The organism is Micromonospora sp. NPDC049523 (assembly GCF_040676775.1).
GTDB lineage: Bacteria > Actinomycetota > Actinomycetes > Mycobacteriales > Micromonosporaceae > Micromonospora_G.
The window spans coordinates 156,841-175,816 of record NZ_JBFAPP010000010.1 but is presented as its reverse complement, the minus strand read 5'-3'; the positions used below and the strand labels follow the sequence as shown (position 1 = coordinate 175,816).

Sequence of the window (18,976 nt, the reverse complement as noted above, 5' to 3'; positions counted from 1 at the left end):
GGTCCCCGCCGCAGCGCCGGTGCCGCGGAATGTCAAACGCACGATGCCTCCTGATCAGGATGGTGGACGTGGATCGGGGTCGCGCCTGTCGAGGATGCGGCGATCCGGAAATGGCGGCGCAGCGTTCGCCGCCACGGCACGCTCGGCAGGTCCAGCCGGAGGGCGGCCAGGCCGGTGGCGTACTTCGAGATGCGCGCGGGCCGCGTGCCGCCCTGCCAGAGCAGGCGGTCGACCGGTGAGGCGGCCGCCCTGGTCTTGGTCTCGACCACCGCGAGTCCCGGCAGTTGCAGGGTGGCGCGGCCGTCGTGCCAGTTGAGTCCGGTGTCGATGGTGACCCGGCTCGCGCTGTCCGGCAGCAGCAGGGTGGCGCGGTGGTAGCTGCTGACCAGCATCGGTTCGAGGGTGCTGCCGCCGGGACAGATCGACTCGCGGGTGAGTGTCTCGTCGACGAAGCCGCGCCCGGGGTCTACCGTGCCCCGGTCCTCCAGGCGGTACGGCAGCCGGTGTTTGGTGATGCTTCCGCGCGCGCCACTGATCTTGACCTCCAGCCAGCACTCGGCGGAGTCGAGGTAGGTGCGGGTGCGTACCTTGAAGCGCCGTCGCCGGCGGTATGCCGCGCAGTGGTAGCTGGCCAGCCACGGGGTGTCGAAGTAGACCGACTCGTAGCGGAAGGCCCGCTCGCCGTCGATGTCCAGCACCCGGACGTACGGGGCGAGCCGGTCCAGCAGGTCCGGCAGCTCGTCCAGCGGCACCAGGTACTTGCGGTCCACCCGGGTTTGCAGCGCGGCCCGGTCGATCAGTTCGGCCAACCCGACGGGGGCCAGGTCCGCCAGCGACGATCCGATGGACGGCGGGTTCATCGACGTGCTCCGGCCGGTGCGGGGGTGCCGGTGGCGGCCGCCGGGCTGCGACCGGCGAGTGAATACCGGACGTCGACCACGGTGGTCTCGTTGACCAGGTCGACCCGCTGGACGGTGGCGGCGTGCACCCGGGCGTCGAGCAGTTGTTCCAGCTGGGCGACGAGTGCCACCTGGTCGGTGACGGCCGAGTCGAGCACCATGATCTGGTGTCGGTAGTGCCGGAGCAGCCGCCGGTGGTCGCCCAGGAATATCGCCGCGAGGATGAGCGCCATCAGACCGCCGCTGAGCCAGACCGAGGTGGTGCTCAGCGCGCCGAGGATGCCCAGGGCGAGGGCGGAGAAGTAGTACGCGACCTCGTGCTGGTCGAGTTCCGTCGAGCGCAGCCGGATGATGGACAGTACGCCGAACAGCGCCAGTCCCAGCCCGAGCCCGGCGCCGACGTTGCTGGCACTCAACGCGCTCGCCACCGCGAGTACGCCGACGTTGACGCCCAGGTAGGCGACGACGAGGTCGCGGCGGCGGTGTCGCGGGAAGTAGAGCCCGAAGACGAGCAGCACCACCGCGCAGATGTCAATCGCGAACAGGACGAGCTGCGACATCTTGTACGTTCCTCCCGAATCGCTGCCAGGCTGGCCCGGCGTTGCCCGTGCCGCCGGGTGACGATCCGCGGCAACTGTCGAGGGCAATAATTTCCGGTAAACTTTCGGTACCTTTTCGAGACGGTAGGGCAAACATCGATAGAAGTCAATGAATGTTCAGCGCCTGGACCTGGGGTGGGTAGCCGACCGTCCTGAAGGGAAGTTCGGCGCGAGGCGTTACTGCCGATCGATGCGAATGGCGGAGGTCGAACCGGCGGGATCCGATTCCGAAACTTTCGGGGCTCTGGGCGGCTGTCCGTCCTTGGGCCCAGTGCGAGCGTCAGGTAGCCAACGCGCTGAGCCGGTTGACCTCAACTGAGGTTGAGGTTTTACGGTCGCTTCGACGAGCAGTCTTCATTGGAGGCACCGCATGGCGACGCCGCACCTTTCCGATGCCGAACTCGCGACCCAGCCTGCCGCGTACTGGACGAAGGTGGCGTACGAGTCCCTCATCGCCTTCACCCGGGCTCGGCAGGCCGAGTTCGGCTTCACCCAGCCGCAGTTCTGGCTGCTGCGCAACCTGTCGAGCAACGACATCTCGCCCGACGGCCACGGCATGACCGTCGCCGAGCTCCGGTCGGCGATGCGCACCTATCTCCTGTCTGAAGACGACCTGGAAGCCGAAGCGGAGGTGCTGGTGGAGCGGGGCTGGCTCACCCGTGACCACCAGGGACGGCTATGGATCACCGAGGCGGGGGAGGCGGCTCGGGTCGACCTCAAGAAGCACGCTCTGGCGATCCGCGACCGTATCCACCAGGGCATCGCCGACGCCGACTACGTCGCGGCGCTGAAGGTGCTCCGGCAGCTGATCCGGAACACGGACGACACCGCGAGCTGATCCGTTGCCGAGGACCGGGTTGTCATCGGGGCGCGAGCCCGGCGATCCGGGCGCGGGCGTCGGCAACCAGGTCCGCCGCGTACGGGCCGGCGGCGTAGCGGGCCGCTTCGAGGGCCTCCGAGGCTGCGGCGAACGGGTCCGGGTTGGTCGCCCGGTGCAGTGCGAGCCAGACCCAGCGGTGCTCGCCGTCGTCGAGCTGGGACCGGCGGGCGCGCAGGTGCGCGTCCGGGGTCAGGGTACGGGCGGCCACGCTGGCGACGATGTCCGGATCCTCGCTGAGCCCCGCGTGGCGGGCGGCCTCGCTCGCGGCCCACCACGCCAGTTCACGCAGCTCCTGATCGGACAGCCCGGTCAGCGTCAGCGCCTCGGTGGCGGTTCCGAGCGGCGCGCCGGAAAGCCGCCGAAGCGGACCCAGCGTCGGCCCGAGTGAGTCACCGGGCGATTGCCGGCGCGGGTGCAGCGCCGGTAGGTCCGGCACGATCCGGAAACCTATGTCGGCTGCCTCGATCCGGGCCAGGTGTTCTGCGGTCAGGCCGTGCCCGGTGAAACGCTGCACCGCGACCAGCCCCATCAGCCGCTTGCCGCGGTGGTGGTCGGCGAAGTCGAGGTCGGCGAGCGTCGCGGCGACCGACGGTGGCGCGTCGAGGTCCCCGAACGGTTCGACCGACAGCAGCACCTCGCCGTGCTCGGCGTACGACAGCCGGGTCATCGCGTTGACGTTCCAGAACATGCTGGCGGCCCGCCCACCGGCGGATGCCCGGGTCAGTACCGGCGCGGTCGAACCCTGCCAGCCGTTGTACTCGACCGCGAGCACGGCGCCGCCGAGGTCGAGCACGGCGACCCACGGATCGATCGACCGCCGACGCACCAGGTCCTCGCCGATCGCCCGGATCGACTCTGGCCGGGCCGGGTCCGCGCCGAACGCGCGCAGCACGTCCCCGACGCCCGCTCCGGCCACCACCGTGACCGTCGCCGCCTCGGACAGGGCGCTGTCACGCAGCCACCGGTACGCGGCTTCGGGCCGATCGGGCCGTACCGGCTCCGGCTCGCCGCGCAGCCGGTGGCCGAGCCGGTCGGTACGGGCGTACACGATCTCCGGGCCGGCGGGAGCCTGCCACACCGTCAACTCGTAGTGCTCGGCGTCCCGCTCGTCGGTGTCGTCCCGACCCCGGGCATGTACGCGCAGCCGGTAGTCACCCGGCCAGGGCGGGGTGATCTGCGGGTCGGCCGCGTCTGGGTCGACCACCCGGGCACCGCCGACGGCCGCTCGCCAGCTGACCTCGACGATCTCCTCCCAGCCCGGCTCGACCTCCGGCGGTGGCCCGTCCAGGATGCTCGACAGGATCCGGACGTGTCCCGCCTCGATGCCCGTACGGATGACCGCACCACCCGGGACGACCTCGACCAGCCCGTTGGCGGCGAAGTCGACCTCCGGGATCTCGGTGCCCTCCAGCAGCGCGAACCGGTGCCCGGACACCGGTGCCGACCCGCTGGAATGGCGGGGGAGCAGGTATTCCGCCCGGGCCCGGGCGAGCAGGGCCGCGGCGTAGCCGGCGGGCATCGGGGCCTCGCGTAGCAGCAGGACCGCCGTGCCGATCGCCACACCGATCACCGCCGGTGGTGTGGTGGCCCAGGGCTGCACGCCCACCCGGTGCAGGACGGCGGTGGTGGTGGCCACGGCCAGTGCGAGCCGGGCCCTGCCGTGTGCCGCGGCGACACCCTGCTCGTCCACGATCTCCGGCGCCACCGCGAGGAGGGCGGCCACCTGCGGATGGGTGGCCAGCCGACGGGCCAGCGCGGCGACCAGTGGCACCGCGCCCGGTCGGATCCGTTCCAGTACGGCCGCCCCGGTGACCGCCTCGCTCGTCCCGCCCATGCTCGACACGGCGAGGTTGCCGGTGAACGGTTCCGGCAGGTAGCCGGTCAGGTCCGGTGCACCGGCCGGGTCCAGCACGGGCACGGTCAGTTCCAGCGCGCCGAGCAGGCGTTCGACCAGCAACGACGGCAGCGAGTCGAGTGCGTCCCGTACGGGCGAACCACCCGTACCGGGTCGGTCGCCGGAGCGGAACGGAACCACCGGCCGGTGCCCGAGGGCCGAGCCGCGGACGGATCGGGTGTGGGGGTCGGCGGTTGCCCCCAGCCGACCGAGTTCGGCCGCCGGTGCGGGCGGGATGCGGGAGATGACGAGCGGCAGCACCATGGCGACGGGCCCGGCCAACTGCGCCAGTACCGCATCGGGAACCTCGACCACAGCACCCCCGCTGCCGAGACCTACCGGACGACACACTTTGCCACGACCGGCTGGAGACCTACCAGCCCGGCCGGCGCCCACGGCTGGTGAGGAATATAGGGCTGATTCGATGCACGGGAAAGAGCTGACCAGGGACGAGGCTCGGGCCCCACTACCCGGCGAACTCCCAGGCGCCTCGACCAGGGTCGGGAGAATCCGGGCCGTGGGTGCGCGCAGGTTGATGGCGCAGAAAGACGACGACCCGACGCGCCCGGCCGAGCAGTTCGGCGGCGCCCGCCGGCAGAACGCTTTCCATCGGGAAATCCTGGCATCCCGTCGGGCCCCTGCCGGCGGCGCTGTCCACGGTCCTCGCGATGGCCGTGGTCAGCGTCGCCACCGGCGGCGGGAGGCGGACTCCGTACCGTTCGACGCTCCTGTTCCTGGTTCAGTTCTTGAAGTAGTGGCCGGCGTCGAGGTCCGCGATGAGCCCGGGCTGTACGGGGTCCCACCCGAGCAGTTGCCGGGTCACGGCGTTCGACGCCAGGGCGTCGATGCCGAAGAAGCGCGCGATCCAGCCGAAGTGGTCGCCGGCCTTGTCGGCGGGGACGGAGACCACCGGTAGGTCGAGACCGCGACCGATCGCCTCGGCGATGGCGCGAGTGGGTACGCCCTCCTCGGCGGTGGCGTGCAGTGCCACGCCCGCCGGGGCGTTTTCCACGGCGAGCCGGACGAGCCTGGCGGCGTCGAGTCGGTGCACCGCGGGCCACCGGTTGGTGCCGTCGTCGATGTAGCCGGAGACACCCTTCTCGCGGGCGATGCCGACCAGGGCGGCCACGAAGCCGTGGTCACCGGAACCGTGGACGGTGGGGGCGAAGCGCACGGACGACGAGCGCACGCCACGCGCAACCAGCGACATGGCCGCCTGGACGCCGGCGATTCGCGGGTGGGCGCCGGAATCGGGTACGTCTAGCTCGGTGGCGAGTCGGCCGGACGCGAGCCCGAGTACGCCCGCGGCGATCACGAACGGCCGGTCGGTGCCCTCCAGTTCGGCGCCGATGGCGTTGATCACTGCCAGGTCGGTCTGTGCCGCCGCCTCCATCCGGGAGAAGTCGTGGTTGTACCCGAGGTGCACCACGCCGTCGGATCCGGCGGCTCCGGCCCGCAGGCTGTCGAGATCGTCCAGGTTGCCGCGCTGAACGTCGGCGCCGAGGGCGGCGACGGACGCGGCGGCGGTGTCCGAACGCGCGAGGCCGAGGACCTGATGTCCGGCATCCAGCAGTTCGGGGATGACGGCGGAGCCGATCCACCCGGTTGCGCCGGTTACGAAACAGCTCGTGCTCGCGCTCGAGGCGGCCCCGCAATCCGCCTCGCCCATGCAGGCCGTCGCGGCTGCCCTCGACGCCGCCGCCGTGGCGCTGGGGCAGCACCCCGAGCGCTCCCGGAAGCGTCAGTCCGTCATCGACGCCCACGCCGAACTGCGGGAGCGTGAGCTGATCAAGCTGGCGTCGCTGGCCGCCGCCCTCGCCGACGCCCTGCGCCGACGCGGTGTTCCCGAGCCGGACGCGAGCCTGGCGGCCGAGGCGGGCATCGCCGTACTCCGTGTCGCGTTCGAGCGCTGGATCGGCGAGCCGCACGGCCCGGACCTGCCGCAGACCATGCGCGAGGCGCTCGACCGCCTCAAGATCATCACCGCCGTTCGCTGACCGCGCCCTGATCGGCAGGCTCGGAAACCACGTCGACAGGCGAAGGCCCCGCCGTCGGCGACCCCGCCACGGCCTGCGCCGGGTGGCCGGGCCGGGGCATGAGTCGGGTGGGTGAAACCCGGCGCACGGCGACTTTGCCGGCGAGCCCGAGTACGGTTTCGGTGATCGACAGGCATGAACGTCGGTGGCAGGTCGTCGGGGCGGATGCGGCCCCCGGCGGCCCACGGAACGTGGGAGGGAGCGGGCGTGGCGCAGCGGAGGGCACTGGTGGTTCGCGGCGGCTGGGAGGGACACCGGCCGGTCGAGGCGACGGAGCTGTTCATCCCGTACCTCGAACGAAGCGGATACGCCGTACGGGTCGAGGAGTCGACGGCGATCTACGCCGACGCCACCGAGCTTGCCGACACCGACCTCGTGGTGCAGTGCGTGACGATGTCGCAGATCACCGCGGAGCAGGTGGCCGGGCTCAGCGCTGCGGTCGTCGCCGGTACGGGCTTCACCGGCTGGCACGGCGGCATAGTCGACTCGTTCCGCGCGTCGTCGGACTACCTGCACCTGGTGGGCGGACAGTTCGCGACCCATCCGGGCCGGGAGCCGTGCGAGCGGCAAGGCGGCGCCGAGGACAACTTCCTGCCGTACCCGGTGAACATCACCGACCTCGGTCGGGAACATCCGATCACCGCCGGGATCGAGGACTTCGACCTGGTCACCGAGCAGTACTGGGTGCTGCACGACGACCTGATCGACGTACTGGCCACCACCGTCCACCCGACCCGGGAGTGGCACCCGTGGCAGCGGCCGGTCACCTCGCCCGCGATCTGGACCCGTCGCTGGGGGGCGGGGCGGGTGGTCGTGACGACACCCGGGCACGACCTGGACGTGTTGGCGCATCCGAGCGTCCGTACCGTGATCGAAAGGGGGATGCTGTGGGCGAGCCGCACCGCGTAGGCATCGTGGGTCTCGGGGTCATCTCCCGCGCGTACCTGGAAACGCTCGCGGACCATCCGGCGGTGAGCGTCGTCGCGGTGGCCGACCTCGACGCTTCCCGGTCGGCGGCGGTCGCCGCCGAGCTTCGCGACGCGGAGGCGATGAGCGTCGAGCGGCTGCTCGACCGTCCCGACGTGCAGACGGTACTCAACCTCACGATTCCGGCGGCGCACGCCGAGATCTCACTCGGCGCGATCGACGCCGGCAAGAACGTGTACGTCGAGAAGCCGCTCGCGGTCACGTTCGCGGACGGCCGCTCGATCATGGAACGGGCCGCGTCGGCCGGCGTCCGCGTGGGCTGCGCACCGGACACCGTCCTGGGCACGGGTACGCAGACCGCGCGCGCCGCGATCGACGGCGGCCTGATCGGGCGCCCGCTGTCGGCGTCGGCCGTCATGGTCACGGCGGGGCACGAGCGCTGGCACCCGAACCCCGACTTCTACTACGCCCCGGGCGGCGGCCCGCTGCTGGACATGGGCCCGTACTACGTCTCGGCGCTCGTCCACCTGCTCGGACCGGTACGCGCGGTGGTCGGAGCCGCCAGCAGGCTGCGCGCCGAACGGGTCATCGGCTCGGGTCCACGCGCCGGCCAGCGGATCCCGGTGCAGGTGGACACCCACGTGTCCGGGGTGCTGGAGCACGTCGACGGTGCCCTGTCCACCATCACGAAGAGCTTCGACGGGGTGGCGACGACGGCCGCGCCGATCGAGGTGCAGGGGGAGACCGGCGCGCTCGCCGTACCCGATCCGAACTACTTCGACGGCGAGGTCCGCCACTTCCCGCTCGGCGGCACCGGCTGGCGTGCTCTCGAACCTCGGGCGGGTTACGTCGGCGCTTCCCGGGGCGTCGGTCTGGTCGACCTTGTCCAGGCCGACGGCCACCGGCCGCCGCGTGCCGGTGGCGAGGTCGCGCTGCACGTGCTGGAGACGATGACCGCCCTGCTCCGTTCGGCGGCCGAGGGGCGGCGGATCGAGCTGACGACGGCGGTGCGGCGGCCCGTACCGGTTCCGCTCATCCAGGTCGAGGACTGGAAGGGACAGGATCCGTACGGACACTGAGCCGGGTCGTGCCACCCGTCATCGCTGCCCGAGGAGTACGCCCGGGGTCGAGGTGCGGGCGCGTTGGGTGACGACGACGCGGGCCAGTACGAGCAGCGCCGCACCGATCGCCGGGAGGGTGACCGGTTCGTCGAGAAGCAGGGCGGACCAGCCCAGGGTGAGGACCGGCTGGGCGAGTTGGATCTGACCCACGTACGCGGGTCGCCGGTAGGGACAGGACGAGGGCCCAGCAGATCGTCCGGGCGGTGATGGCCGGTAGCACCGCGATGACCACCGCGCCGTGGGCCGCGGTCTGCGTGGTGAGTGCGAGCGAGGTGAACAACGGGAAGCCGACCACCACCCCGGCGGCGACGACGGCGAGCCGGCGCCACTGCGTCGCGGTGGGCCGCGGCGCTCGCACCAGGCGGAGATATGCCCAGGCCAGCAGCCCGGCGCCGACCGTGCGGCTACGGGTTCAGGACGACCTTTCCGGCGACGGTGCCGGATTCGGCCAGCCGCAGGGCGTCGGCGGTACGGGCGAGCGGCAACTGGGCGGCGATCCGGGCGGTGACCTCACCGCGTTGCAGGGCGGCGAACACCTGGCTGAGGTCGGCGCGCAGCCGGGCCCGGAACCGGTTCTTGGCCAGTGCCCGCCCGGCCCAAATGTTGAAGAAGTAGGCGTGTCGGCCGTTGGGCAGCGCGTTCCACAGCCACACCCGACCGAGCAGCCTGAGTACGGGCAGCTGCTTCGACCCCGTGTCGTCGCGGGTGGAGGCGCTGCCGTACGAGACGAGGGTGCCGCCGGGTGCGAGGAGCTGCCAGGAGTCGAGGATGCCGCGACCGCCGACGTGGTCGAAGACGGCGTCCACCCCGCCGGGAGCGAGTACGCGTACCCGGGCGGCGATGTCCTCGGTGCGGTAGTCGATCGGGATGACGCCCTGCTCGCGCAGTGCGTCGTGGTGGCGTGCGGATGCCGTACCGATCACCTTCACGCCAGCGGAGCGGGCGAGTTGCACCAGGACCGAGCCGACCCCGCCGTTGGCGCCGTGCACCAGGATGGTCTGCCCGGCACGCACCCGCGCCTTGCGGTGCAGCATCTGCCAGGCGGTGATGCCGTTGACCACCATGGTCTCCGCCTCGGCCGGGCCGACCCCGTCCGGCACCGGCACCACGTCGGCCGCCTCGACGAGCACGTGGCTGGCCCAACCGCCGACCTTGACCAGCGCGGCCACCCGGGTGCCGGTCAGGCCCGGCTCGACTCCCCCGCCGGCTGCGAGCACCGTGCCGACCAGGTCGTAGCCGGGGACGAACGGGAGCGCCGGCTGGTCGTAGTAGCGGCCGCGACGCATCTGCTGCTCGGCGAAGGAGACGCCGGTCGCCTCCATCCTGATCAGGACCTGGCCCGGGCCGGGGGAGGGGACGGCCCGATGCCGGAGTTGCACCCCTTCCGGCTCCACCGGGCCCGGCAGGACAACCTCGACGAGTTCTTCGGCACCCACGACAACCTCCGTTGCGCTTCACGTTAGTTTCTTGCTTTCGCGTTCGTTATAAGTTCTAACAGCTCACGGAAGCGAGTGTCAAGAAGGTTCGTGATAGGTTCTAACTAAATCTCGGCCGTGTAGCCCGGTGGCAGGAAGGTGGCAGGCGCGATGGCGGAAGCCGGCACGGAGACCCCCCGCGAGCGCTACCGCGCCCAGGTGCGTACGGAGATCAAGGAACACGCGTGGGGGCAGGTCGCCACCGCGGGGGCGTCCGCGCTCTCGCTCAACGCGATCGCCAAGCAGATGGGCATGAGCGGACCCGCGCTCTACCGGTACTTCGCCAACCGCGACGAGCTGATCACCGCGCTCATCACGGACGCGTACCGGAGCCTTGCCGACGCCTTCCGTACGGCCGCCGTGACCGGTGCCGACGTGGCCGCGCTGGCGCACGCCCTACGCGCCTGGGCCTTGGATGACCCGCAGCGGTACCTGCTCATCTACGGCACGCCCGTCCCCGGCTACCACGCGCCGGACGACGTCACCCTGGTCGCGTCCGAGATCATGACGATCCTGCTGGACGCCTGCGCCGCGCTCCCACCGGGGCGTCCCGCGACCCCGTTCGACGCGTACCTCGAAGACCACCGGCAGTGGGCGTCGGATCACCCTGCCTCGGCCGCGGCGCTGCACCGCGGCCTGATCTGCTGGACCCGCCTGCACGGCATCCTGTCCCTGGAACTCGCCGGCCACTTCACCGGGATGGGCTTCGACCCGGCCCGGTTGTTCGCGGCCGAACTGGACGACCTGACGGCGCCCTGACCGCCGTACCTCGCCTGCTCAGTGCCGGGGTGCGAGCAGTACGTCGACGACCTCGCGCAGCGGGCCGATCAGATCGTCGGAGGTCGCGTCACGCAGTGGCTGCAGCCCGACGGCGGATCGTACGACGGCGACGCCGACACCGAGTGCGACCAGGAGTTCCGCCCGCAGCAGCCGGTCCCGTTCCGCCTGCGCCCGTGACGTGTCGTCCGGTGCCGGTGTCGGGTCGTCGCGCGTCCGCGACGGGTCCGAGGCTTCGAGCACCTGGCGGCTGAAGTCCTGTAGGGCCTGCCTGCGCAGGCTGTCCACCCGCTCGTCGCCGGAGACACGCAACAGCAGCAGCACCGGGTGCTCGCTGAAGTCCGGCCAGGCGCCGGCCGACAGTTGGTGGCTGAGGGCCTCGGCGAGGGCCGCGCGGTCCGGGGGAAACTCGCCTTCGGACCCGGGGAATCGGGGCGTGGCCGCCAGTGCCGCCTTGAACAGCCCCTCCTTCGAGTCGAAGTACCGCTTGATGAGTGCGAGGTTGACGCCGACGTCCGCGGCCACGTCCCGCAGTGTCGTGCGGTCGTACCCGAGGCGGATGAACCGGCCGCGCGCGGCCTGTAACAGCGCTTGCCGGGTCGCGGCCGCGTCCCGCCGCCGACGGTCGCCTTCGGGTCCTCCGGCGGTACGTGCGTCGGCGGTGTCGTCCGCCGACCCGCCGTTTCCTCTCGTCGCCACCGACGACCTCCCCTCAGCCCGTCCCATCCGAAAGCCACGCACGTCGTCGCAGCATAGCTCCGCGACCGGGTAAGTAATCACTCGTTGACATCGCGACTCGACGCGAGCTAGGTTGCGAAGTAATCAATTGATGACTTATTTCACGTACGGAGGGTGACGGTGGCCAAGCAGGCTCTCCTCGTCATGGATGTGCAACGTGTCGTCGTGGACCGTTACCCCGATCCCGGCTACCTGCCGCGCCTGCGCGAGGCGATCGGCGCGGCCCGTACGGCCGGCCTTCCCGTGGTCTACGTGGTCGTCGGGTTCCGTCCCGGATACCCGGAGATCAGCACCCGCAACAAGATGTTCGGCGGGCTCGCGGGCAGGACGGGAGCGGCCGGCGACGAGCGGGCCACCCAGGTCCACCCGGACGTGGCACCCGAATCCGGCGACATCCTGGTCACCAAGCGCCGCGTCAGCGCCTTCACCGGCAGCGACCTGGACCTGGTGCTGCGGGCCGGCGACATCGACCATCTCGTGCTCACCGGCATCGCCACCAGTGGCGTCGTGCTGTCCACCCTGCGTCAGGCGGCCGACCTGGACTTCGGTCTCACCGTCCTGGCCGACGGATGCCTCGACGCCGACCCGGAGGTGCACCGGGTGCTCACCGAGAAGGTGTTTCCCCAGCAGGCGGAGGTCATCACCGTCGCCGACTGGGTGGCGGCACGCTGACGGCTCTCAGAACTGCCCGTTGGCGGTGTCGGACGGTCGGACGGTCAGCCCCGTCGACTCCGGCTCGGGCGCGAGGAACGTGTCGAGTCCGGTGGCGGCGAGGACACGGGCGACGACACCCGTGGCTCCGGTGACCCGCAACCAGCCACCGGCGTCGGTGCAGAGGTTGTTTCCGCGTACGAAGCCGCCGAGGCCGGTGGAGTCGCAGAACGTCAGCTCCGACAGGTCGAGCAGGATGCGGTGGTGACCGGTCTCCAGGAATTGGTCGACCTGGTCGTTGAGCTGGACGACGGTCGCCAGGTCCAACTCGCCGGCCAGCCGGAGTACGGCGGGGTCGTCACTGCCGCCAGTCGCGATGGTGAAGGTCATGCGCCCGTTCTTCCTTGCCGGAATCCTGCCAGTGAAGCTTCGCACGCGACCGCCCGTGCAACTGCCACCGCTAGGTAACGATAGGAGGCGGTTGAGCGACGGGCGTCTCAGGCAACTCCGCTCAAGAATCTTGACGAGTTTCATACATTTCTGAGCTTTCATGATTTCGTGAAATCTGTGTAGCGTGGATGGCATGACAACAGCTATCTCGGTCTCCGGCCTGGTGAAGTTGTTCGGCCGGAGCCGCGCACTGGACGGGCTCGACCTGTCCGTGGACACCGGTGAGGTGCACGGCTTCCTGGGGCCGAACGGCGCCGGCAAGTCGACCACCATCCGGGTCCTGCTGGGGCTGCTCCGCGCGGACGCCGGCCAGGTGGACCTGCTCGGCGGGCACCCCTGGCGGGACGCGGTGGCGCTGCACCGACGGCTGGCGTACGTGCCGGGTGACGTGAACCTGTGGCCGAACCTGACCGGCGGGGAGGCGATCGACCTGTTCGGGGCGCTGCGCGGCGGCCTGGACAAGCGACGCCGGGACGAACTGGTCGAACGATTCCAGCTCGACCCGTCCAAGCGGGCCAGGACGTACTCCAAGGGCAACCGGCAGAAGGTCGCGGTCATCGCCGCGTTCGCCTCCGACGTCGAGCTCTACATCCTCGACGAGCCCACCTCTGGGCTGGACCCGCTGATGGAGGCGGTCTTCCAGGAGTGCGTACGCGAGGTGAAGGCGCGCGGCCGTACCGTCCTGCTCTCCAGCCACATCTTCTCCGAGGTGGAGGCGCTCTGCGACCGGGTGAGCATCATCCGCAACGGGCAGACGGTGGAGTCCGGCACGCTGGCCCAGTTGCGGCACCTCACCCGTACCTCGATCTCGGTGGAGACCGCGCACCCGATCGCCGGCCTGGTCGACCTGCCCGGCGTACACGACCTCCACGCGGACACCACGCACGCCAGGTTCGACGTCGACACCGCGCAACTGGACCACGTCCTGCGGCACCTGACCCAGTTCGAGGTCCGTTCGCTGGCCAGCGCCCCGCCCTCGCTGGAGGAACTGTTCCTGCGGCACTACAGCAACGAACTGGCCGCCCCGGACAACCACCTGGCCGGTACGCGATGAGCGCGTTCACCGGCACCGCCCGGCTCACCCGGCTCGCCCTGCGCCGGGACAGGGTGCAGTTGCCGATCTGGATCCTGAGCACCACGGTGTTGGCCGCCGTGTCGGTCGCCGCGACCCGTTCGCAGTACCCCACGGAGGCGGACCGGATCACCGTGCTGCATACGGCCGTGCAGACCCCGGCCCTGCTCATGCTGCGTGCCGCCCCGACCGGGGCGAGCACCGGCGAGATGGCGATGTTCCAGATCCTGGCGTTCCTGGCCGTGCTGGCCGGGTTCATGAGCACGCTCGCCGTCGTACGGCACACCCGGCAGAACGAGGAGACCGGCCGGACCGAGATGATCGGCGCGACGGTGGTCGGTCGGCACGCCAGCCTGACCGCCGCGCTGATCGTCACGGTCGTCGCCAACGCCGTACTCGCCGCGCTGGTCACGCTCGTGCTGGCCGGCGGCGGCGAGCCGGTGCCGGGCTCGGTCGCGGCGGGGCTCGCGGTCGGTGCCGCCGGCATCGCCTTCGCCGCGGTCGCGGCCGTCGCCGCCCAGGTGGCGGGGAGTTCACGGGGGGCGAACGGGATCTCCGCCGCGGTCATCGGAGCGGCGTACCTGGTCCGGGGGCTCGGTGACGCGTTCGGCGAGATCCTGCCCAACGGCTACACGATGACCAGCGGCTGGGCGTCCTGGCTCTCCCCGATCGGCTGGGCGATGCGGGTGCGTCCGTTCGCCGACGAGCGGTGGTGGGTGTTCGGGCTGCCGGTGGCCCTGTTCGTGGGCGCGGTCGGGCTGGCCTTCGCGCTGACCGTACGCCGGGATGTCGGCATGGGTCTGCTCGCGGCCCGGCCGGGTCCGGCTCGCGGCGCTCCGGGGCTGCTCGGTCCGTTGGGCCTGGCGTGGCGGCTACAGCGCGGCACGTTGATCGGCTGGGCCGTCGCGGTCGCGGTGACCGGGGTGGGCATCGGTTCGATCGGCGGCGCGGTCGAGGAGGGGCTGGGCGAGAACGAGGGCGTCACCAGGACCATCAACAACCTTGCCGGTGGTGGTGGCGGGGGAGCGCTGGTCGATGCCTTCTTCGCGGCGATGATGGCGCTCTTCGGGGCGCTGGTCGCCGGCTACCTGGTCCAGGCGCTGCTGCGGCTGCGGGCCGAGGAGTCAGCGGGGAGGGCCGAGGCCGTGCTCGCCACCGCCACCGGGCGGTTGCGCTGGCTGGGCGGGCACCTGGTGGTCGCGATGGTCGGGGCCGTGGTGCTGCTCGGGCTCGCCGGGGTCACGATGGGCCTGACGTACGGGTTGAGCGTGGGCGACGTCGGCGGCGAGCTGGCCGAGCTGACGGCTGCGGCGTACGTGCAGTTGCCGTCGGCGTTGATCCTGGCCGGGTTCGCTGTCGCGGTGTTCGGGCTGGTGCCCCGGATGGCCGTCGGGCTGGCCTGGCTCGGGTTCATCCTCTGCCTTGTCCTCGGGCAGTTCGGCGGCCTGCTGAACCTGCCGGCGTCGGTGCGGGACGTGTCCCCGTTCAGCCACGTGCCGGCGTTGCCCTCCGCCGAGATCACCGCGACGCCGCTGGTGGTGCTCTCCGCCGTGGCGTTGGCGTTCGGTGCTGCCGGCCTGGTCCTGTTCCGGCGGCGCAACCTCACACCGTGACGCCGTTCCGGGCCACCTCACCGTGATCTTCACAGAATAGTGAAAGATAGGAAGATGCAACCTGACGGCCGGCGCGACGAGGAAGCGGTCCGTCGCTTCGTCGAGCACTTCGCTCTCACGCTCAGCGACATGGGCATGCCCCGGATGGCGGCGCGGGTGTTCGCGGCGCTGATGGCCGCCGAGGAACCCGGCCTCACCGCGAGCGAGATCAGCGAACGGCTCGGGGTCAGCCCGGCGGCCGTCTCCGGAGCGGTCCGTTACCTCATGCAGGTCGGCATGGCGGTACGGGAACCGGCGCCGGGCTCTCGGCGGGATCTCTACAAGGCGCCAAGCTCGTCCTGGTACTCCTCCACCGTCCGGGGTGGGGTGTACCAGCGGGTCGCCGACGTGGTGCAGGAGGGCGTGCTGGCGGTCGGCGACGAGAATTCGTTGCCCGGTGGCCGGCTGGCCGACATGCGGGACTTCTTCCATTACGTCCAGGGCGAGATGGGGGTGCTCGTGGATCGTTGGGAGCAGGCCCGACGTGAGGCCCGTACCGGGTCCTGAGCCGGGTCGCGGTCCGGGAAACTGTCGGGGGCCGGGGCGATACTCGTCGCGGCGGAGCCGCCCGGCGCCGCGACGGTGAGGGGGAGCGGTATGGCCGAGGTGTTGTTGTTCCACCACGCGAACGGACTGACGGCGGGGGTGCGCGAGTTCGCCGAGCGGCTCCGGCGGGCCGGTCACACGGTGCACGTGCCGGACCTCTACGAGGGGGAGGTCTTCGACAGCCTCGAACAGGGTGTCGGGCACGCCCAGAAGATCGGGTTCGACACGATCCTCGACCGTGGTCGGGCCGCCGCGCAGGTGCTGCCCGCGCAACTCGTCTACGTGGGCATCTCCCTCGGTGTGCTGCCGGCGCAGATGCTGGCCCAGACCAGGGCCGGTGCCACGGGTGCGCTGCTGCTGGAGGGTTGCGTGCCGGCCACGGAATTCGGCGGGACGTGGCCCCGGGGCGTACCGGTGCAGATCCACGGGATGGACGCCGACCCGTTCTTCGCCGGGGAGGGCGACCTCGACGCCGCCCGCGCGCTGGTCGACAGCACCTCGGACGCCGAGCTGTTCCTCTACCCCGGCAACCGGCACCTGTTCACCGACAGCAGCCTGCCCTCGTACGACGAGTCCGCCGCCACCCTGCTCGACACCCGGGTGCTCGGCTTCCTCGACACCCTCGGCTGACCCGTTGCGGCGCGGCATCGTTGCGGGCCGCCCCGGTCCCGCGCCCCGAGGGCGGGGGACCGGGGCAACCGGTCAGGGACCGCAGTAGAGCAGGCGGTTGGGTGAGCCGGCACCCGGGTTGGACACCACCCCACCGGTCGCCACCGCCGCGAGGTGGCTCGCCACCTGCGCCGGGGTCCACGTCGGGTGGTCCTGGAGCAGCAGCGCGACGCAGCCGGCGACGTGCGCGGACGCCACCGAACTGCTGCTGATCGTGTTGGTCGCGGTGTTGCTGGTGTGCCAGGTCGACGTGATGCCCTGGCCCGGGGCGAAGATGTCCACGCAACTGCCGAAGCTCGCCGAACCCATCCTGGCGTCGGTGATCGTGGTGCCGGCGACGGTGAGCGCCTGTGGGACCCGGCCGGGCGAGTAGTTACAGGCGTTGCTCGCCGAGCTGCCCGCCGGTACGACAACCGAGATGCCCCGGTTGATCGTGTTGATCACCGCGGCGTCGAGCGCGGTGCTGGCGCCACCGCCGATGCCCATGTTCACCACCGCCGGGCGTACCGCGTTCTGCACGGTCCAGTCGATCCCGGCGATGACCTGCGCGAAGCTGCCGCTGCCGGCGCAGTTGAGCACGCGTACGGAGACCAGCCGGACATCCTTGGCCACCCCGTGCAACTGGCCGCCGATGATGCCGGCCAGATGGGTGCCGTGTCCGTTGCAGTCGTCCGCCGGCAGCACCCCGTCTACCGCGTCGAACCCGTCCACCGCCTGACCGGTGAAGTCGACGTGCGTCTTGCGGATCCCGGTGTCGATCACGTACGCGGTGACGTTCGGTGCGGTGTTCGGGTAGACGTAGAGCTGGTCCAGGGGGAGTTGGTGCTGGTCGATGCGGTCCAGGCCCCAGGACGGCGGGTTCGGTTGCACCCCGGCGTCCAGCGGTACGAGATGGTTCTGTTCCACGTACGCCACCGCGGGGTCGGCGGCCAGACGTCTGGCGGCCCGCTCGGACAGGCGCACCTCGAAGCCGTTGATGGCGGCGTGGTAGACGCGTGCGACCGTACCGCCGTAGTCGACGCCGAGCCGGTCGGCGCTGGCGGCGACCGCGGCCGGTCCGGCGGCGGTGGCCTGGTCGCGCAGCACGACCAGATAGCTGTCGGCCACGGCGCTGGCCCCGCCGGCGCGCAGGATCCGCCCCTCGGGCGGGTCGGCGCCCGGTGCAGCGGACGCCGGGGTGGTGGTGCCGACGCTGAGCACCGCGAGCAGACCGGCTGCGAGCAGGCGCCGGCCTCGGATACCTGATGTGGTCATCGTGTGGTCCCTCCGGGCAGGCGGCCCCGGGGCGAGACTCGCCCCGGGGCCGGTCGTTCGGTTCTGGTCAGTACGTCGGAGGCAGGTAGAGCAGCCGGTTCGGTGAGCCGGGACCGGGGTTGATCACCACGCCGGGCGTGGCGGTGGAGTTGATGTACGAGTGCACCGTGGCCGGTGGCCAGCTCGGGTTCGCCTGGAGCACCCTGGCTGCCGCGCCCGCCACGTGCGGCGAGGCCATCGAGGTGCCTTGCAGGCTGGCGGTGGCGGTGTCACTGGTGTACCAGGACGACAGGATGCCGACACCGGGCGCGAAGAGGTCCAGGCAGGTGCCGTAGTTGGAGAAGGTCGCCCGGACGTCGTTGCTCTGGGTGGCGCCGACGGTGAGCGCGGTGGTGACCGACGCGGGGGAGTAGCCGCAGGCGGGCTGGTTGTTGTTGCCCGCCGCCACCGCGTAGGTCACGCCGTCCAGGATGGAGTTCTGCACGGCGGTGTTGATCGAGCCGTTGAGGGCGCCGCCGAGACTCATGTTCGCCACCGCCGGCACACCCGCCCCGTGGTTGCTGGTCACCCAGTTCACCCCGGCGACAACCCCGGCGAGGGTGCCGCTGCCGGCGCAGTTGAGCACGCGTACGGCGACCAGTCGGACGCTCTTGGCCACGCCGTACGTGCGGCCGCCGACCGTACCGGCGACGTGGGTGCCGTGGCCGTTGCAGTCGTCGGCCGGAAGTGCGCCGTCGACCGCGTCGTAGCCGTAGATCGCCCGGCCGCCGAACTCACTGTGGGTGATCCGGATACCGGTGTCGATGACGTACGCGATGACACCGCTGCCGCTGCGTACGTAACTGTAGGTCGCACTCAATGGAAGGTTCGGTTGGTCGATCCGGTCCAGCCCCCACGGTGGGTTGGTCTGGGTCACCGAGGTCGTCACGGTGTAGTTCTGCTCGACGTACGCGACCGCCGGGTCGGCGGCGAGCCGCTTGGCGTCCGATTCGGACAGCCGGGCCTCGAAGCCGTTGAGCGCGTCGCCGTACACGTGGCCGGTGCTGCCGCCGTAGCGGGCGGCGAGGCTGCCCGCGCTGCTCTTGACCTCGGCCTGGCGGGTGCCGGCACGGCCGCCGACCGCGCTGTCCTTGAGTACCACGATGTAGCTGCCCGGCACGGCGGTGGTGCCGGCGTGGTACCTGATCTCACCGGTGGCCGGGGCCGCGGTCACCGGCCCGGCGACCATGACCGTGGCCACGGTGGTGGCGAGCACGGTGCCGATGACGGCCATCCGGCGCTGGGGTGTGCGTGGAAGCGTCAATTTTCCGAACCTCCCTCGATCGGGTCGCTCCCA

The 18,976-nt window shown here is 71.2% G+C and carries 21 protein-coding genes; 10 read left to right on the top strand and 11 right to left on the bottom strand.

Features of this window, described 5'->3' with window-relative positions:
- Positions 1-32 precede the first annotated feature (32 nt).
- Positions 33-860 carry a polyphosphate polymerase domain-containing protein gene (locus tag AB0J90_RS18015; RefSeq protein ID WP_363597137.1) on the bottom strand — a complete coding sequence of 276 codons (828 nt, stop codon included), beginning with the start codon at positions 858-860 and terminating at the stop codon, positions 33-35.
- Positions 857-1,459 carry a DUF4956 domain-containing protein gene (locus AB0J90_RS18010; RefSeq protein ID WP_363597135.1) on the bottom strand — a complete coding sequence of 201 codons (603 nt, stop codon included), beginning with the start codon at positions 1,457-1,459 and terminating at the stop codon, positions 857-859. The genes AB0J90_RS18015 and AB0J90_RS18010 overlap by 4 nt, the downstream gene beginning before the upstream one ends.
- A gap of 409 nt (positions 1,460-1,868) precedes the next feature.
- Between AB0J90_RS18010 and AB0J90_RS18005 the strand changes: the two genes are divergently transcribed.
- On the top strand, positions 1,869-2,336 hold the full coding sequence (locus AB0J90_RS18005; RefSeq protein ID WP_363597133.1) for a MarR family winged helix-turn-helix transcriptional regulator: 468 nt from the start codon (positions 1,869-1,871) through the stop codon (positions 2,334-2,336).
- Positions 2,337-2,358: 22 nt separating this feature from the next.
- Here the strand turns inward: AB0J90_RS18005 and AB0J90_RS18000 are convergent, their stop codons facing one another.
- From AB0J90_RS18000 to AB0J90_RS17990, 3 genes are all read right to left on the bottom strand, one after another.
- Entirely contained in the window at positions 2,359-4,587 is a 2,229-nt protein-coding gene (locus AB0J90_RS18000; protein WP_363597131.1) for a DUF6461 domain-containing protein, read from the bottom strand.
- Between the two features lie 151 nt (positions 4,588-4,738).
- Entirely contained in the window at positions 4,739-4,882 is a 144-nt protein-coding gene (locus AB0J90_RS17995; protein ID WP_363597129.1) for a hypothetical protein, read from the bottom strand.
- A 129-nt stretch (positions 4,883-5,011) separates the two neighbouring features.
- Positions 5,012-5,941, bottom strand: a complete 930-nt coding sequence (locus AB0J90_RS17990; RefSeq protein WP_363597127.1) for an SDR family oxidoreductase — start codon at positions 5,939-5,941, stop codon at positions 5,012-5,014.
- Between AB0J90_RS17990 and AB0J90_RS17985 the strand changes: the two genes are divergently transcribed.
- The 3 genes from AB0J90_RS17985 to AB0J90_RS17975 all read left to right on the top strand — a co-directional run bounded on the left by AB0J90_RS17985 (position 5,940) and on the right by AB0J90_RS17975 (position 8,314).
- Positions 5,940-6,269: a hypothetical protein gene (locus tag AB0J90_RS17985; RefSeq protein WP_363597125.1), complete on the top strand. Its 330-nt coding sequence runs from the start codon at positions 5,940-5,942 to the stop codon at positions 6,267-6,269. The genes AB0J90_RS17990 and AB0J90_RS17985 overlap by 2 nt on opposite strands.
- 246 nt (positions 6,270-6,515) lie before the next feature.
- Positions 6,516-7,217 carry a ThuA domain-containing protein gene (locus AB0J90_RS17980; RefSeq protein ID WP_363597123.1) on the top strand — a complete coding sequence of 234 codons (702 nt, stop codon included), beginning with the start codon at positions 6,516-6,518 and terminating at the stop codon, positions 7,215-7,217.
- Positions 7,196-8,314 carry a Gfo/Idh/MocA family oxidoreductase gene (locus tag AB0J90_RS17975; RefSeq protein ID WP_363597121.1) on the top strand — a complete coding sequence of 373 codons (1,119 nt, stop codon included), beginning with the start codon at positions 7,196-7,198 and terminating at the stop codon, positions 8,312-8,314. Before AB0J90_RS17980 ends, AB0J90_RS17975 begins: the two co-directional genes overlap by 22 nt.
- An 18-nt stretch (positions 8,315-8,332) precedes the next feature.
- Here AB0J90_RS17975 and AB0J90_RS17970 read toward each other — a convergent pair whose 3' ends face one another.
- Both AB0J90_RS17970 and AB0J90_RS17965 read right to left on the bottom strand, forming a co-directional pair.
- Positions 8,333-8,506, bottom strand: coding sequence for a hypothetical protein (locus tag AB0J90_RS17970; RefSeq protein ID WP_363597119.1), 174 nt, complete (start codon positions 8,504-8,506; stop codon positions 8,333-8,335).
- Positions 8,507-8,760: 254 nt separating this feature from the next.
- Positions 8,761-9,792 (bottom strand): medium chain dehydrogenase/reductase family protein, encoded by a 1,032-nt coding sequence (locus AB0J90_RS17965; RefSeq protein ID WP_363597117.1) that lies wholly within the window; start codon positions 9,790-9,792, stop codon positions 8,761-8,763.
- 150 nt (positions 9,793-9,942) lie between these two features.
- Between AB0J90_RS17965 and AB0J90_RS17960 the strand changes: the two genes are divergently transcribed.
- On the top strand, positions 9,943-10,590 hold the full coding sequence (locus AB0J90_RS17960) for a TetR/AcrR family transcriptional regulator (RefSeq protein ID WP_363597115.1): 648 nt from the start codon (positions 9,943-9,945) through the stop codon (positions 10,588-10,590).
- An 18-nt stretch (positions 10,591-10,608) separates the two neighbouring features.
- Here the strand turns inward: AB0J90_RS17960 and AB0J90_RS17955 are convergent, their stop codons facing one another.
- Complete coding sequence (locus AB0J90_RS17955) at positions 10,609-11,307, bottom strand: helix-turn-helix domain-containing protein (RefSeq protein WP_363597113.1); 699 nt, start codon at positions 11,305-11,307, stop codon at positions 10,609-10,611.
- Positions 11,308-11,490: 183 nt separating this feature from the next.
- On the opposite strand from AB0J90_RS17955, the gene AB0J90_RS17950 reads away from it, so the two are divergent.
- Positions 11,491-12,018 carry an isochorismatase family cysteine hydrolase gene (locus AB0J90_RS17950; RefSeq protein WP_363597111.1) on the top strand — a complete coding sequence of 176 codons (528 nt, stop codon included), beginning with the start codon at positions 11,491-11,493 and terminating at the stop codon, positions 12,016-12,018.
- Between the two features lie 6 nt (positions 12,019-12,024).
- On the opposite strand, the gene AB0J90_RS17945 is transcribed toward AB0J90_RS17950, so the two are convergent.
- Positions 12,025-12,387, bottom strand: coding sequence for an STAS domain-containing protein (locus AB0J90_RS17945; RefSeq protein ID WP_363597109.1), 363 nt, complete (start codon positions 12,385-12,387; stop codon positions 12,025-12,027).
- 193 nt (positions 12,388-12,580) lie between these two features.
- Here AB0J90_RS17945 and AB0J90_RS17940 point away from each other — a divergent pair, with 193 nt between their 5' ends.
- From AB0J90_RS17940 to AB0J90_RS17925, 4 genes are all read left to right on the top strand, one after another.
- Positions 12,581-13,501, top strand: coding sequence for an ABC transporter ATP-binding protein (locus AB0J90_RS17940; RefSeq protein WP_363597107.1), 921 nt, complete (start codon positions 12,581-12,583; stop codon positions 13,499-13,501).
- On the top strand, positions 13,498-15,132 hold the full coding sequence (locus tag AB0J90_RS17935; protein ID WP_363597105.1) for an anibiotic ABC transporter: 1,635 nt from the start codon (positions 13,498-13,500) through the stop codon (positions 15,130-15,132). The genes AB0J90_RS17940 and AB0J90_RS17935 overlap by 4 nt, the downstream gene beginning before the upstream one ends.
- Positions 15,133-15,186: 54 nt before the next feature.
- Positions 15,187-15,678 carry a MarR family transcriptional regulator gene (locus AB0J90_RS17930; RefSeq protein WP_363597103.1) on the top strand — a complete coding sequence of 164 codons (492 nt, stop codon included), beginning with the start codon at positions 15,187-15,189 and terminating at the stop codon, positions 15,676-15,678.
- Between the two features lie 90 nt (positions 15,679-15,768).
- Entirely contained in the window at positions 15,769-16,347 is a 579-nt protein-coding gene (locus tag AB0J90_RS17925) for a dienelactone hydrolase family protein (protein ID WP_363597101.1), read from the top strand.
- 72 nt (positions 16,348-16,419) lie between these two features.
- On the opposite strand, the gene AB0J90_RS17920 is transcribed toward AB0J90_RS17925, so the two are convergent.
- Positions 16,420-17,640 carry a S8 family peptidase gene (locus AB0J90_RS17920; protein WP_363597099.1) on the bottom strand — a complete coding sequence of 407 codons (1,221 nt, stop codon included), beginning with the start codon at positions 17,638-17,640 and terminating at the stop codon, positions 16,420-16,422.
- A gap of 67 nt (positions 17,641-17,707) precedes the next feature.
- Positions 17,708-18,943, bottom strand: a complete 1,236-nt coding sequence (locus tag AB0J90_RS17915; RefSeq protein WP_363597097.1) for a S8 family peptidase — start codon at positions 18,941-18,943, stop codon at positions 17,708-17,710.
- Positions 18,944-18,976: the final 33 nt, after the last annotated feature.